The organism is Saccharomonospora sp. NPDC046836 (assembly GCF_040645195.1).
In the GTDB taxonomy this organism is placed as follows: domain Bacteria; phylum Actinomycetota; class Actinomycetes; order Mycobacteriales; family Pseudonocardiaceae; genus Prauserella_A.
Genome location: NZ_JBEYXW010000009.1, coordinates 1 through 13,391 on the forward strand (window position 1 = coordinate 1; position 13,391 = coordinate 13,391).

The 13,391-nt window shown below is 68.3% G+C and carries 14 protein-coding genes and 1 pseudogene; 9 read left to right on the top strand and 6 right to left on the bottom strand.

Features of this window, described 5'->3' with window-relative positions:
• Together ABZ863_RS13145 and ABZ863_RS13150 are read right to left on the bottom strand one after the other, a co-directional pair.
• The coding region (locus ABZ863_RS13145; RefSeq protein WP_358534767.1) for an IclR family transcriptional regulator C-terminal domain-containing protein at positions 1-518 on the bottom strand (518 nt) is incomplete at its 3' end.
• Positions 519-835: 317 nt separating this feature from the next.
• Entirely contained in the window at positions 836-1,480 is a 645-nt protein-coding gene (locus ABZ863_RS13150) for a TetR/AcrR family transcriptional regulator (protein ID WP_358534769.1), read from the bottom strand.
• Between the two features lie 143 nt (positions 1,481-1,623).
• Here ABZ863_RS13150 and ABZ863_RS13155 point away from each other — a divergent pair, with 143 nt between their 5' ends.
• From ABZ863_RS13155 to ABZ863_RS13165, 3 genes are all read left to right on the top strand, one after another.
• Positions 1,624-2,403, top strand: a complete 780-nt coding sequence (locus ABZ863_RS13155) for an SDR family oxidoreductase (protein WP_358534771.1) — start codon at positions 1,624-1,626, stop codon at positions 2,401-2,403.
• A 47-nt stretch (positions 2,404-2,450) separates the two neighbouring features.
• Positions 2,451-2,876 (top strand): nitroreductase/quinone reductase family protein, encoded by a 426-nt coding sequence (locus ABZ863_RS13160; RefSeq protein WP_358534773.1) that lies wholly within the window; start codon positions 2,451-2,453, stop codon positions 2,874-2,876.
• 167 nt (positions 2,877-3,043) lie between these two features.
• The gene (locus ABZ863_RS13165) at positions 3,044-4,372 is read left to right on the top strand and encodes an ISL3 family transposase (protein ID WP_358534775.1); all 1,329 of its coding nucleotides are present in this window, start codon (positions 3,044-3,046) and stop codon (positions 4,370-4,372) included.
• On the opposite strand, the gene ABZ863_RS13170 is transcribed toward ABZ863_RS13165, so the two are convergent.
• The 3 genes from ABZ863_RS13170 to ABZ863_RS13180 form a co-directional block, all read right to left on the bottom strand.
• Positions 4,309-4,713, bottom strand: a complete 405-nt coding sequence (locus tag ABZ863_RS13170; protein ID WP_358534777.1) for an NAD(P)-binding domain-containing protein — start codon at positions 4,711-4,713, stop codon at positions 4,309-4,311. The genes ABZ863_RS13165 and ABZ863_RS13170 overlap by 64 nt on opposite strands.
• Positions 4,710-5,747, bottom strand: coding sequence for an LLM class flavin-dependent oxidoreductase (locus ABZ863_RS13175; protein WP_358534779.1), 1,038 nt, complete (start codon positions 5,745-5,747; stop codon positions 4,710-4,712). Before ABZ863_RS13175 ends, ABZ863_RS13170 begins: the two co-directional genes overlap by 4 nt.
• A gap of 80 nt (positions 5,748-5,827) precedes the next feature.
• Positions 5,828-6,490, bottom strand: coding sequence for a hydrolase (locus ABZ863_RS13180; protein WP_358534781.1), 663 nt, complete (start codon positions 6,488-6,490; stop codon positions 5,828-5,830).
• 213 nt (positions 6,491-6,703) lie between these two features.
• Here ABZ863_RS13180 and ABZ863_RS13185 point away from each other — a divergent pair, with 213 nt between their 5' ends.
• Positions 6,704-9,490, top strand: a complete 2,787-nt coding sequence (locus ABZ863_RS13185) for an AAA family ATPase (RefSeq protein WP_358534783.1) — start codon at positions 6,704-6,706, stop codon at positions 9,488-9,490.
• A 156-nt stretch (positions 9,491-9,646) separates the two neighbouring features.
• Here ABZ863_RS13185 and ABZ863_RS13190 read toward each other — a convergent pair whose 3' ends face one another.
• Complete coding sequence (locus tag ABZ863_RS13190) at positions 9,647-10,606, bottom strand: DUF5996 family protein (RefSeq protein ID WP_358534785.1); 960 nt, start codon at positions 10,604-10,606, stop codon at positions 9,647-9,649.
• Positions 10,607-11,398: 792 nt separating this feature from the next.
• On the opposite strand from ABZ863_RS13190, the gene ABZ863_RS13195 reads away from it, so the two are divergent.
• The 5 genes and pseudogenes from ABZ863_RS13195 to ABZ863_RS13215 form a co-directional block, all read left to right on the top strand.
• Entirely contained in the window at positions 11,399-11,590 is a 192-nt protein-coding gene (locus tag ABZ863_RS13195; RefSeq protein ID WP_358534787.1) for a DUF4177 domain-containing protein, read from the top strand.
• A 50-nt stretch (positions 11,591-11,640) separates the two neighbouring features.
• Positions 11,641-12,414: an ABC transporter substrate-binding protein gene (locus ABZ863_RS13200; protein ID WP_358534789.1), complete on the top strand. Its 774-nt coding sequence runs from the start codon at positions 11,641-11,643 to the stop codon at positions 12,412-12,414.
• A 79-nt stretch (positions 12,415-12,493) separates the two neighbouring features.
• Complete coding sequence (locus ABZ863_RS13205) at positions 12,494-12,643, top strand: hypothetical protein (RefSeq protein WP_358534791.1); 150 nt, start codon at positions 12,494-12,496, stop codon at positions 12,641-12,643.
• 51 nt (positions 12,644-12,694) lie between these two features.
• On the top strand, positions 12,695-13,057 hold the full coding sequence (locus ABZ863_RS13210) for a nuclear transport factor 2 family protein (protein WP_358534793.1): 363 nt from the start codon (positions 12,695-12,697) through the stop codon (positions 13,055-13,057).
• Positions 13,058-13,172: 115 nt separating this feature from the next.
• Positions 13,173-13,355, top strand: a pseudogene (locus ABZ863_RS13215) (site-specific integrase); the annotation flags it as partial.
• Positions 13,356-13,391 lie beyond the last annotated feature (36 nt).

The window sequence follows — 13,391 nt, forward strand, 5'->3', positions numbered from 1 at the left end:
CGGGGAATTATCTGGCCGTCGTCGGGGAGATCCAGGTGGCCACCAGCGGGGAAAACCCCAGGCCGCCCACGGGGAGAAAAGAATGGCCATTGACAGAGGCGACGGACGACCTTTCTCTTCTCGGCGTCCAACCGGAAAACGGGCCCGGCGATCGACAGTGCAGCGATGACAGATCCGTCGAATCGGAGAGGTACGGCACCGCCCCAGATTCCTTCGTCGACCTCTGCCTCACTCTCGGCGAATCCCTCGGCCCGGATCGTCTCCAGGTCGCGGACGAACGCCGCACGACGGTCCTCGTCATCGCTCATGCGGTTGACGTAGTCGCGCCGGAACTGGCTTGGCGTGAACGCGAGAAGCACCTTGGCGACCGCGCCACGGTTCAGCGGCATGGCGTTCCCTTCTCGGAAGGACAACACCAGCGCACGGTCCGGCTCAACGGAGAGAACGGCGTGAGAATCGTCCTTCACCCGACGCTGCACGAACGTCGTTTCTCCAGTTTGCTGGGCCTGGTGCCCCACGTGATGGAAGCCTATGGCGGCTCTTCACAACTGAGGGTGTAGCCGCGGGCCTGAGCTCGCGGATCTTGGGCCTCCCCTCATGATGTCGTTCGGAGTTTCCACCCGAGAGCGGAGCCGTGGAGGTTTGGGTCCGCTGCTGAGACCTCTTGTTGGGCCGTGCTGGTGCCAGGCTGATCGATGTGGGTCAACACATCGGCACGCCCTCGTCCGGTGTCCGCCCCGGTGATGCCCCGCGAACGCCCTTGGTGCCGACGGCCTCGATTGCTTAGGCATCAGCTCCTTTGGTGGCGGCGGGACTCTGTCGCGGTCGGCGGGACTCAGTCGTGGGTGGACGCCCCTGGTCCAGTCGCGGCGTACCGGGCGGCGATGGTGCGGACGGCCTCGTCGACTACCTGAGCGACGCGTTCGGCGTTCACCTGCCAGCCTGGCACTAGGAGTGTCGGCCAGAAGACGTAGTTGGAGATCATGCCCAGGAACTGGGTGGCTGCGAGGTCCACGTCCTCGACCCGCACCGTTCCGGCCTCGTGTTCGGCCAGGAGGTAGCTGCGTACGGACTCGAAGTAGGGCATCTTCCCGTGCGAGAACTGCGCATGGGCCAGCTCAGGGAACCGCGGCAGCTCGGCGATGACGATCCTGAACAGGTCGGTCATCTGGGCACGGCCCAGCAGCTCGGCGTAACGGCGACCGATGATGCTGAGCCCGTCGACGACGTTGCCTGCCGGCGGAGGATCCTCCTCGTCAGCGGTCGACCAGGACTCGGTCACGATGGCGTCGAACAGGGCAGCTTTGCTCGGAAACTGCTTGAACAAGGTGGCCCGCGAAACGCCCGAGCGCTCGGCGATCCGCGCCAGCGACGTCCGGTCGTAGCCCAACTCGAGGAACAGTGCGGTCGCGGCCGTCACGATCAGCGCGCGCTTCTCCTGGGCGACGCGCTGGTGATACGTCGTCACGATCCTGCTCATGGGCCGAGCATACGAGGTGAGTGGCTTGACTCGCCACTGCTGCCGACCTAGTGTCGATGGCATGGTGAGTCGCCCGGCTCACCACTGGCCGCCGTTCGTCACTGGTGACCCCGGTCATTCACCACGTACCGAAGGAACATCCGATGCCCCGCTTCGACAACCAGACCGTGCTCGTGACCGGTGGGACCGGCGGCCAGGGCTCGAGCCACGTGCGCGCCTTCCACGCGGAGGGAGCGAACGTGGTGATCGGCGGCATCGACGCGCAACGCGGCGCCGCTCTCGCCGACGAGCTCGGGACCCGCGCTCGCTTCGCCCGCCTTGACGTGACCGACGAGAGCTCGTGGTCCGCCGCTGTGCTAGCCGCCGAGAGCGCTTTCGGCGCCCTGAACGTGCTCGTCAACAACGCAGGCGTGCAGAATCCGCCTGCAACGATCGAGAACACGGACCAGGCCACGTGGTCGCGCATCCTCGACATCAACCTCACCGGGACCTTCCTCGGCATCAAGGCCGCAGCCCCCGCTTTGCGCCGCGCAGCAGGGGGAGCCATCGTCAACGTCGCCTCGACCATGGGCCTGGGCGGCACGGCGCACTACGCGCCGTACGTCGCCAGCAAGTGGGCCGTGCGAGGCCTCACCCAAACGGCAGCACTCGAGCTCGGCCGCGACCACATCCGCGTGAACACCATCCACCCCGGCGTGATCTCGACCTCCTTCATCCACGAACCAGCAGCTGGCGCAGTCGCGGCAATCGCCGACTTCTACTCACCCGAGCCGTTCGCCATCCCTCGGCTCGGGGAGCCGACCGACGTCAGCCGTCTTCTCCTGTTCCTCACGTCATCGGACGCGTCGTTCATCACGGGGTCGGAGTACGTCATCGACGGTGGACTCCTCCTCGGCCCCGCCCTTCAGGCCGAGACCGCATGAGCACCCCAGACACGACCGGATCGAACGACTCCGCACGGGACGCGTCTTTGTCGCACCTACCCGATCACATCCGGCAAGCGATCGAGATCACCCTCGCCGCGGGCACCAGAGAACGGATCATCGACATCACGACGCTGGGGCGCCGCACCGGCCGGCCACGCCGCATCGAGATTTTCTTCTACCGAGCTGCGGGCACCACTTACCTGTGTAGCGGCGCCGGCGGTGCCGCGACCGACTGGTATGCGAACCTTCTCGCCAATCCCGACTTCACCTTCCACCTCAAGAACGGGATCCGCGCAGATCTGCCTGCACGCGCCACGCCGGTCACCGACCCAGCTGAACGTCAGGCCGTGCTGGCGGAGATCGTCGCGGATCTCAATCAGCCCCACGACCCCGGCACCATCCGGCCCACTCGGCTCGAAGACTGGGCTGACAGTCGGCTGATGCGCATCAGCTTCCGTCATGGGCCGTGATCCCGGGTTCCTCGACAGATGACCTACTCCCAGGGGCTGGGGTGAAGTCGGGGCTAGAGCGGCTCTTCGCCAGATGAGGGTGTAGTTGGCGCAGCGGTTCCAGGATGCATGTCGAGGTCTCTCGAGGAGCAGCCTCCTGCAAACGCTCATCTTGAAAGAACCTCGACGTGCCCGACGCCACCTTCGGCGAGCGCTTAGCTGTGTTCGCCGGCCCCGATCTGACTACGTTCTGCCGACTCGACGAGCTCGGACTGGTCGTCACCGGTCAGCGCCTCGAACCCGATCGCGCGATCCTCGCGTGCCGGGTCCTCGAACCTGACCAGTGGTGCCGCCGCTGCGGCTGTGAAGGGATCCCGCGGGACACCGTGACCCGGCGCCTGGCCCACGAACCGCTCGGCTGGCGGCCCACGACTCTGCTGGTCACGATCCGCCGCTACCGATGCACCGGATGCGGCCACGTCTGGCGCCAAGACAACAGCCTTGCCGCCGCGCCGCGCGCGAAGATCTCGCGTCGCGGGCTGCGGTGGGCGCTAGAAGGCATCGTGCTCGCCCACCTCACCATCGCCTGCGTCGCCGAGGGCCTCGGGGTCGCGTGGAACACCGCCAACGACGCCGTTCTGGCCGAAGCCAAGCGGGTCCTGATCGACGACCCGGCCCGCTTCGACGGCGCGGCCGTCGTTGGCGTCGATGAGCACGTGTGGCGCCACACCAGGCGCGGTGACAAGTACGTCACCGTGATCGTCGACCTGACCCCAATCCGTGACGGCACCGGCCCGGCACGGCTACTCGACATGGTCGAAGGACGTTCCAAGCAGGCGTTCAAGTCCTGGCTCGCTGCACGCCCCGAAGCCTGGCGCGACGGGATCGAGGTGGTCGCGATGGACGGGTTCGCCGGGTTCAAGACCGCCACGAGCGAAGAGTTGCCCGACGCGGTCGCGGTGATGGATCCCTTCCACGTCATCAGGTTGGCCGGCGATGCGCTCGACCGGTGCCGGCGCCGGGGCCAGCAGGACATCCACGGCCACCGCGGCATGAAGGGCGACCCGCTCTACTCCGCCCGACGGACCCTGCACACCGGTGCCGGGCTACTCACCGACAAGCAGGCCGACCGGCTCACCGCCTTGTTCGCGGTCGATGAGCATGTAGAGGTCGAGGCGACCTGGGGTATCTACCAGCAGATGATCGCCGCCTACCGCCACGAAGACCGGCGACGGGGCCGCGAGCTGATGGTGAAGCTGATCGACTCGGTCAGCCACGGCGTCCCGGCCGCGCTGGCCGAGGTCATCACGCTGGGCCGGACGTTGAAGAAGCGCGCCGACGACGTCCTGGCCTACTTTGACCGGCCCGGCACATCCAACGGCCCGACGGAGGCGATCAACGGACGCCTCGAACACCTCCGCGGCTCCGCGCTCGGGTTCCGCAACCTGACCAACTACATCGCCAGAAGTTTGATCGAGACCGGAGGCTTCAGACCGCGGCTACCCCCTGGATCGTGATGAGCCGGCACGGAGGTGCGCGGGTCGGTGAGGTCGTCGCGGATGCCGTCGGTCTCCCACCAGTAGTTCATCGCGTCGACGATGAGCTTGCCGCGCAGCGCGTCGGCGGGGATGGTGCGGTGCTTGCCGAGTGGGAGGGCGAGGACGACGATGTCGGCCTGGCCGGCCGCCTCGGTGGCGGTCGTGGCGGTCGCGCCGGGCGTGACGACCTCGATGATGAGCGCGATCTTCGCCGGGTCGCCGGAGCCGGCCACGAGCACGCGGCAGCCCGCGGCGACGGCGAGCCGGGCGAGCACGGTGCCGACCTTGCCTGCACCGAGGATCGCGATGGTGGTGTTCATGTCGTCTCGGCGAGGATGTCGCGGACCATGGGGATGACCTTGGTGCCGTAGAGCTCGACGGCCCGCAGGCGGGCGCTCATCGGCTGCGAGCCGCTGGTGTAGACCAGGTCGAACCGGCCGGCGTCGAGTGTGCGGACGGTGCGGGCGATCTTGCGGGCGACGGTTTCCGGGGAGCCGACGTACAGCGAGCCGTGCTCGAGATCGGCGTCGTACTCCTCCCGGCGCAGCGGTGGCCAGCCGCGCTGGGCGCCGATGCGGTCGCGGATGACCTTGTAGCGAGGGTAGTGGAGCTGTTTGGCCTGTTCGTCGGTGTCGGCGATGAAGCCGGGTGAGTGAAGGCCGATCGGCCATGCGGGGGTGGCGAGCTGCTCGGTGGCGCGGCGGTAGAGCTCGATGAGCGGGGTGAACCGCTCGGGCGGGCCGCCGATGATGGCGAGCATGAGCGGCAGGCCGTGGCGGGCGGTGCGGATGATCGACTGCGGTGAACCGCCGACGCCGACCCAGGTGGTCAGGCGTCCGGAGTCGGTCTTGGGGTACACGTCGACGTGCTCGAGCGGGGCGCGCACGGTGCCGGTCCACGTGACCGGTTTCTCGTCGAGGAGCTGGACGAACAGCTCGAGCTTCTCCTCGAAGAGGACGTCGTAGTCGGCGAGGTCGTAGCCGAACAGGGGGAACGACTCGGTGAACGAGCCGCGCCCGAGGATCACCTCGGCGCGGCCCGAGGAGATCGCGTCGAGGGTGGAGAAGCGCTGGAAAACACGCACGGGGTCGTCGGAGCTGAGCACGGTGACGCCGGAGCCGAGGCGGATGCGGGAGGTGCGGGCGGCGATGCCGGCGAGCACCGTCTCGGGTGTGGAGATCGCGTACTCGGGTCGGTGGTGCTCGCCGAGCGCGATGGCGTCGACCCCGAGTTCGTCGGCGAGGGTCGCCTCCGTGACGACCTGGCGGATCGCCTCGGCGTGGGAGACGGGGGCGCCGGAGTCGTCTTCGGGCACGTCACCGAAGGTGTCGAGGCCGAGCACGAGGTCGCTCATCGGGCTGCTCCTGGATGGTCTTTGCACGTGAGAGTTCTGGAAGGATGACGTGTCGCACAAGGTGCTGGTCGCCGGCGCTGCTATGCGCGGGTGCCGGTGGTGGGGGCGGGAGTGTTGAGCAGCTGCGCCTCCCAGGCGAACGCGACCCCGGTACCGCCTTGGTGCTGTGCGGCGACCTCCGCAAGCGCCGGGATGGTCGCTTCGCGAGCCCAGTCACGCTGCAGCTCACCCTGCACGGCAACCCAGGTCATCGGCACCACACCCGCCTGGACCATGCGCCGTACGGCCATGTCGTGCGCTTCGGCCGACACCCCACCGGAGGCGTCGGTCACGACGTAGACGGCGTAGCCGTCGTCGAGGGCCTGAATCGCCGGCATGGCCACGCAGATCTCCGTCCAGAGACCCGCGATGATCAGCTTCTTGCGCCCGGTCGCCCTGACGGCGTCCACCACGCGACTGTCCTCCCAGGTGTTGATGAACGTCCGGTTGATCGGCTTCTGGTCGGGGAAGACGTCCTGCAGTCCTTTGATCAGGTAGCCGCCGCGCTCTTCCAGGACTGTGGTCAGGATCGTGGGGACACCGAATGCCTTGACGGTCTTCGCAAGCCCGACGACGTTGTTGACGACCATCGTCGGTTCGTGGCTGTGGAGGTTGGCGAACTGGAACGGCTGATGATCGATCAGCAGGAGAACACTCTCCTCCGGAGTTAACAACGCATCGAGTCCGGTCTTCTTGGCGCTCATGGCACATCTCCTTTTATTGCGTGGATCAGGTGGACGGGTACGGACCGAAGCGGCCCCAGGCACGGCCATGCGGAGGGATCATGGGATCGAGTGTCGGGCGCCACGGCCCTCACTGGATCGGCCGGCGAATCGGTCGCCCGCGATGGGCAGATCGGGCTATAGGCTCGAAACGGCCGCACCACCGCGGCCCGGCGCGACATTCTGGGGTGGTACATGGAGCTGTTCGGACGGCGCGCCGAGACTGCGGCCCTGGACCGGCTGCTGGATCGGGCGGCGAATGGCGCGGGTTCCGGGCTCGTAATGTGGGGTGAGCCGGGTATCGGCAAGACCGCCCTGCTCGAGCACGCCGTCGGGACGGCGTCCGGCGCGACGGTACTGCGGTGCCGGGGCACTCGGATGGAGGCGGGGCTCGCGTTCGCGGCCCTGCACGAGCTGCTGTGGCCCGTGATGGGCCGGCTGGAGACGCTCGCCGCTCCGCAGGCTGCGGCGTTGCGCGGGGCGCTGGGACTGAGCGGGGACACGACCAACCGGTTCCTGATCGGCGCCGCCGTGCTGTCGCTGGTCAGCGGTCTTGCCCGGGAGAGACCGGTGCTCGTCGTGGTGGACGACGCTCAGTGGGTCGACGAGGCGACCGCGCACTGCTTGGGCTTCCTCGCGCGCCGCGTGGCGACCGAGCCGGTCGTGGTACTGCTCACCGGACACGAGGATCCCGCTTCGGGGCCGTGGGAGGGGTTGCCGGCGATGGAGGTCGTGGGCCTGGCCGACGACGACGCACGCCGGCTGGTCGAGGCCGTCGTGCCGGACGCCGACGAGGCGCTGGTCGATCACACGGTCCGGGCGGCGGGGGGCAACCCGTTGGCGCTGCACGAACTGCCCACCCTCGATCGCGAGACCGACGGCGAGGCGCCCCTCCTGCTGTCCGGGGAACCGATTCCGGTCGGGCCACGGTTGCGGCGGGCGTTCTGCGCGCGGGCCGAGGCGCTGAAACCGGCGACCCGGGCGCTGCTGCTGCTGGCCGCCGCCGAGGACCGGGGCGACCGTCACGTCATGCACCGTGCCGGGTCCGGATGGGGCGTCGACACGTCCACCTGGGACGAGGCCCTGCGCTCCGGTCTGATCCGCGCCTCGGGGGCCCGGCTGGAGTTCCGGCACCCGCTGATCCGGGCGGCGGTCTACGACGGTGCCCCCTTCCTGGACCGGCAGGCCGCGCACCGGGCGCTGGCCGCCGCTCTGCCGACGGATGCCACCGAGGAACGGGCCTGGCACCTGGCCGCCGCCGCCGACGGGCCGGACGAGGACGTCGCCACGCTGCTGGAACAGACCGCCGAGCAGTGCCTGCGACGCAGCGCGGGTCCGATGGCGGCTCGCACGCTGCGTCGGGCGGCGGAGCTGTCGCCGACGCCGGCTGCCGCCGCGCGCCGGCTGGCCGCTGCCGCCCGCGCCGCGTGGGACGCCGGCCACGCCGAGGCAGCGCGGCAGCTGCTCGAGGACGCGGAGCGCCTGGGCGGTGTGGTTCCCGTCGTCCGGCTCAGCGGCGGGTTGCGCGGGATCCTCGAGTTCGCCTACGGCATGCCCGAGCGTGCCCACCGCTACCTGGTCTGCGACATGACCGTGGTCCCCGAGACCCGCCGCGCGGTGGAGCTGGGAACGGTGGCGGTCCGGGCCGCGTGGTCGGCCGGTCGGTCCGACCTCCAGCAGGAGGCGCTACAGCAGGTGCGGGCCGTGAACACCGACGATGACCCCGCCTTGTCGGAGCTGCTGCCTGTGCTGCGGAACTGGTGGTCCTGCTACGACCAGACCGGTGAGGTCACCCCGACCACCCCGGAGTTGGCCAGCGACACGGTCGATCGGCTCGGCACAGCCGCGTGGGAGCTGCTCCCGCCCGTGCCGTTGGTCCAGGCCTGGGGCATCGAGGGTGGGCTGCTCGACGTGCTGCGCGTGCAGGCCGCACAGCTGCGGCGCCGGCACGAGCTCACCGCGCTGGCGCTGGTGCTGGCCCAGATCGCGGTCCTCGATACCACCGCGGGCCGGTGGGGTGCCGCCGAGTCCGCGGCGGCCGAGGGGCTGCGGCTGGCCGAGGAGGTTGGGGCGGATCATGTGGCCACGCAGAGCCGATCCTCCCTCGGAGCACTGGCCGCCGCCCGCGGCGAGCACCGCACCGTCGACGAGCACACCACCCGGATCCTGCAGATCTCGGTTCCGCGTGGGGTACGAGCGCTCAGCGCATCGGCGTATTGGCATCGTGGACGCGCGGCGTTGTTCGACGGTCGTCCACAGGAGGCGCTGACCGACCTGCTGTGTCTCGCCGAGCCCGGCCACGAGGCAGCTCACCCCACCTTCGCACTGCTCGCCGCCGTGGACACCGTCGAGGCAGCGGTGCAGGTCGGCAGCGGCGACGTCGTCGAGGCTCAGGTCGCCATGGTGGAGAAGTGGGCGCAGCGTACCGGCGCGACCTGGGCGCGTACGGCCGGTCACCGTCTCCGGGCCCTCGTCCAGGGTGGATCGGCGGCCGAGGCCTCGTTCCGAGCCGCCCTGGACGTCGAGGGGGCGGGGGGCCATCCGTTCGAGTACGCCCGCACCCGGCTGGCGTACGGGGAGTGGCTGCGGCGCGCGCGCCGCCGGGCCGACGCCCGGCTCCAGCTCGCCGGAGCAGCCGAGATCTTCGACCGCCTTGGCGCGGAACCACTGCGGATGCGGGCGCTGCGCGAGCAGGCCCTGACCGAACGGCGGGCCGCCCCCCGCGTGGCCGATCCTCCGACCGCGGCCGGGTTGACCGCGCAGGAGCTCCGGGTCGCGCAGCTGGCCGCAGACCGTCTGACCAACCGGGAGATCGCGGCACAGCTGTTGATCAGCCCACGCACGGTCGGCCACCACCTGGCCAACGTCTACCCCAAGCTCGGCATCGCTTCCCGCGCCGACCTGGCCAGGATCGACTTCGATGGCGACCTCCGGCTCAGACCGCCCACGGCCGGTGACCGGCCCGGCCCTGCGCCGGATTGAGCATCCGATTCGTACAGACCGGGAGCTGAGCCCTGCCCGCGGGCCGCTCTGAACAGGCGAAAGCAGAGCCGACGTTGCTCGATCAGATGGGCGGCCCGACGGGTTTCTTCGTCACGGCGAGGTTCAGTCGGGGTGGGCTCCGGCGGGTCGGTCTGGTCAGGCGTCGTTGTTTCCTTGAGGCGCAGGGGTTCCATGCCACCGGAAGGGGTCGTCTTCCAACGCGGAGCGGTCCCAGTGTCCGCAGTTCGCGGCGGCTTCGTAGGTGGTGCGAAGGAATTCGGCGACCGCGCGGTCCGGGTCGGGTGCGGCGCGGGCGGCCTCGTAGGGCAGCAGGAACTGCTGGAACTCGGTGCTGAAGTACGCGCCGTCGGGGCCGATGGGCTGATCGGCGAACCCCTCGGGTTCGGGGTAGGCGTAGGAGTAGAAGGCGCCTTCCTCACCACCGCCGGGCCAGAACCCGCAGCTGGACAGTTCCCGGGAGTAGCCCTCGACCATGACCCAGTCCCCGCAGTTGGGCGCTCCGCCGGGGTGCGGCGGAGCTGACCGCCCGGAGAAGCGGGTGCAGGCGAGATCCATCGCGCCCCAGAAGAAATGCACCGGACTGACCTTGCCGACGAAGTGCGACCGGAACTCGCCGATCACCCGGTTCGCCTGCAGCAGCTGTCGCCAGAACAGGGCGGCCGCCTCGCCGTCGTAGGAGGCGTGGACGTGGTCCTCGGCGAAGGGGATCGCCGGCTCGACCTCGTTGGGGTGCGGCCGGATCGGTGCCTCGATCCCGAGCTGGTCGAGCAGATCCAGGATCCGGGTGTAGAACTCGGCGACCGGCATCGGCCGCAGCGGCAACCTCCGCACGCCGCCGTCGCTGCTGCGGACCTCGAGCTGGTGACCGACGAAGTCGAACTCGATCTCGAAGGCCCCCGCGCGGTGCGGGATCGTCGACGTCGTCAACCCGCGCGGGCTGACGTACAAGGTCACCTGCCACCAGTGGTTGACCAGCGGAGCGTGGGCCATGCGGATCTTGCCCACGATCTGGGTCCACATGTGCAGCGTCTCGCGGGTGGCAGTCCAGTCCGAAACCCGCAGGCTCGGCCAGCTCACCGTCGCCGGTCTGATCATCGGTCCTCACATCCTTGTGCGCTGTTACAGGGGGTGGCGCGAGCGGCCCGGCGAACTCTCGGTTGCAGGAGGCGGGTACGCGGACAGGCAGCAGGAGTAGAAGCTCAGGATCACGTGGTTCCCCCTCTCCTGGCTCTCGTGCCCGAGAACGACCCGCAGCGGGACCGACATCAGTCCGCTGCGCATCGGGGCGTCGATGACGTGACTGCCCGGTTGCGAGTACGCGGACGAGGACCTCGTCGGGATGGGGTCCTCGGCATCGACGTCGGTCCAGACGAGGGAACCGTCTTCTCCTCGAGCACAGCGGCGCGTGCGGGGTGGCTCACGCGCCGAGTGTCGGGCACCGCGGCCCCCGCCGGATCGGTTGGTCAATCGGTCGGTCGTCGTGATCGATGAGGGGCGATCGATTGCCACGGTGAAGACGTGGGCGCAGCGCACGGGCGCGCCTCGCACGGTCGGCCATCACCTGACCAATGTCTGCCCGAAGCTTGGCCTCACCCCTCCCCCGAGCTCGCCCGGATCGATCTCTCGGGCGACCTGCGGCTGCGCGTGGGCACCGACGGCGGATGACCGACCCGGCGGTGTGTCGGTGACCGATTGCGTACCCGATTCACACGAACCCGGACCTTTGTAGCGTCACGGCGTCCGTGACCAGCGCTCGGCGTGCCGGCTCCGCTCGATCGTCCGTTGGTACTTCCCGAGCTCAACAAGATCACAGCCTGAGCCGAACGCACTCTCCCCGGTGCGCCGGATCGAACAGTTACTCGACCATCCACACCGGAGGGACACGACATGACCGCGACGTTCGAGCACAAGGTGCTCAAGTTCGGCTGGGGCTGGAAGGGCTTCGACTACGCCGCCGTGGAGCGGGAGCTCAACGAGCTCGGAGCCCACGGATGGGAGACCGTCGGGACGATCGTGCCCAGCGTGGGGGCGGGGCAGTCGATCGAGATCGGCGTTGTGTTGAAGCGGACGGTGGGCTGAGGAGTCCCGTCCGGCCTGGCTCCTCTGGAGCTGTCCAAAGGTATGGAGCGTTGGAGAATTGGGTCGACGATGTGAACCGGAATGGTGGTCTGATCGGGCGTGAAGTTCAGCTCATCTACTACGACGATCAGACCGATGCATCTTCGGTTCCCGGAATCTACACACAATTGATGGATGTCGACAAGGTAGATATCGTCCTCGGCGGATACGGGACGAACACCCTTGCTCCAGCAATGCCGCTGATCGTCGATCGCCAACGATACTTCGTCGGGCTGATGGGCCTAGGTGTCAACGCTACCTTGAAATACTCGGGTTACTTCGTGATGATCCCAACCGGCCCGCGACCGAATTCGGCACTCACCGAGGGATTCTTCGAGCTGGCGTCGAGACAGTCACCGAGGCCTCGAACGGTCGCGTTCGTGTCCGCGGACGCGGAATTCGCACGAAATCCGATACTGGGCGCGACTGAGAACGCAGAAATCGAAAGTATCATCACCGCGCACCTGGATGTCTGGAACGGGCCGGCTGGGACTGACCGGGACGAGTCGATCGCAGAGCTCTATGCGTCAGACGTATTCGTCGGTGAGCCAGAAGCCGCCTACAAGGGGCACGCCGGGATGTCCGAGGCAATCGCCGCCCTCCAGACACAGCTTCCGGGCACCGTGATCAGCCGCTCAGGTCCAGTTCAAATGGCGCAGGACCTGGTTACGTACAGCTGGACTCTGGGCGTCGATGGTCAAGTGCCGATCGCATCCGGCCGTGACGTGCTTGTCCTGCGGGAGGGCAAAATCGCGAGCCTGTACGTGCTGATCGATGCGGCGTGAAGTTCTCTTCGCGGCGCCACCAGGTGAGTTGCAGATTCAGCTCACTTATTTCAGCACCCCTGGGGAGAGAGGACTAGTCATGGCAGCTCAGCTCGTCGGCAAGACGTTCGCAGCGGACCTCGGTCAGTTGCAGGTGCGGTTGACCTACGAATCTGACATGCGGATGACGTTCGTGGTGACCAGGTCCACGTCGAGGATCTGGCCAACTCCACGCTGCACTCGACCGTGACCCTCGACGGCCAGCTCTACCGGCTGGCCGGAACCTTCGAGGAGGCCTGATATGTCGAACAAGAACACCCTGCTCACGGCCATGCGCGAGCTCTTCCACGACAAGGATGTGACGGCTCTGGACCGGTACTGGGCCGAGCCGTACATCCAGCACAGCCCCAACCTGCCCAACGGATTGGACGGGCTGCGCGCCGCCGTGCCGATGCTGGAAGGCTTCCGCTGGGCCCCCGAGCGAGTGTTCGAAGACGGCGACTACGTCATCGCGCACAGCCGGGTCAGCGGATGGATCCCCGATGGTGACGCGGCGATCGTCGATATCTTCCGCTTCGAGAATGGTCGCATCGTCGAGCACTGGGATGTCGTCCAGCCGTATGTCGAGGCGGACCAGACCACCAGCGGCAACCCGATGGTCTGAGCGGGCCACCGGCCGCGGTTGCGCACCTCGTGCTCGGTGTGGACGTGTCGAGAGATCGACGCATCGACGAGCCCACACCGCTCGAGATCAAGCAACTGGCCGGACATTCGATCTACTCCTGCTGCGCCTGCACACCGAGACCGCGTGCCGCCGCGGCGGTGCCCTCGCTCTCCGGCCGCAAGACCTCGATCCGGATCAGTCCCTCGTCCGGCTGCGCGAGAAAGGCGAAACCGTACGCTGGCAACCGGTTTCGCCCACACTGATGCGCCACCTGATCAACCACCAGGAACAGCGGGGAGACGGAGACCCGTACTGGTCACCTTCGTTCTCTGGT

Coding starts and splice junctions, on each gene's coding strand:
- ABZ863_RS13150 (WP_358534769.1), bottom strand. CDS start 1,480: ATGAGCAGGATCGTGACGACGTATCACCAGCGCGTCGCCCAGGAGAAG.
- ABZ863_RS13155 (WP_358534771.1), top strand. CDS start 1,624: ATGCCCCGCTTCGACAACCAGACCGTGCTCGTGACCGGTGGGACCGGC.
- ABZ863_RS13170 (WP_358534777.1), bottom strand. CDS start 4,713: ATGAACACCACCATCGCGATCCTCGGTGCAGGCAAGGTCGGCACCGTG.
- ABZ863_RS13175 (WP_358534779.1), bottom strand. CDS start 5,747: ATGAGCGACCTCGTGCTCGGCCTCGACACCTTCGGTGACGTGCCCGAA.
- ABZ863_RS13180 (WP_358534781.1), bottom strand. CDS start 6,490: ATGAGCGCCAAGAAGACCGGACTCGATGCGTTGTTAACTCCGGAGGAG.
- ABZ863_RS13185 (WP_358534783.1), top strand. CDS start 6,704: ATGGAGCTGTTCGGACGGCGCGCCGAGACTGCGGCCCTGGACCGGCTG.
- ABZ863_RS13190 (WP_358534785.1), bottom strand. CDS start 10,606: ATGATCAGACCGGCGACGGTGAGCTGGCCGAGCCTGCGGGTTTCGGAC.
- ABZ863_RS13195 (WP_358534787.1), top strand. CDS start 11,399: ATGACCGCGACGTTCGAGCACAAGGTGCTCAAGTTCGGCTGGGGCTGG.
- ABZ863_RS13205 (WP_358534791.1), top strand. CDS start 12,494: ATGGCAGCTCAGCTCGTCGGCAAGACGTTCGCAGCGGACCTCGGTCAG.
- ABZ863_RS13210 (WP_358534793.1), top strand. CDS start 12,695: ATGTCGAACAAGAACACCCTGCTCACGGCCATGCGCGAGCTCTTCCAC.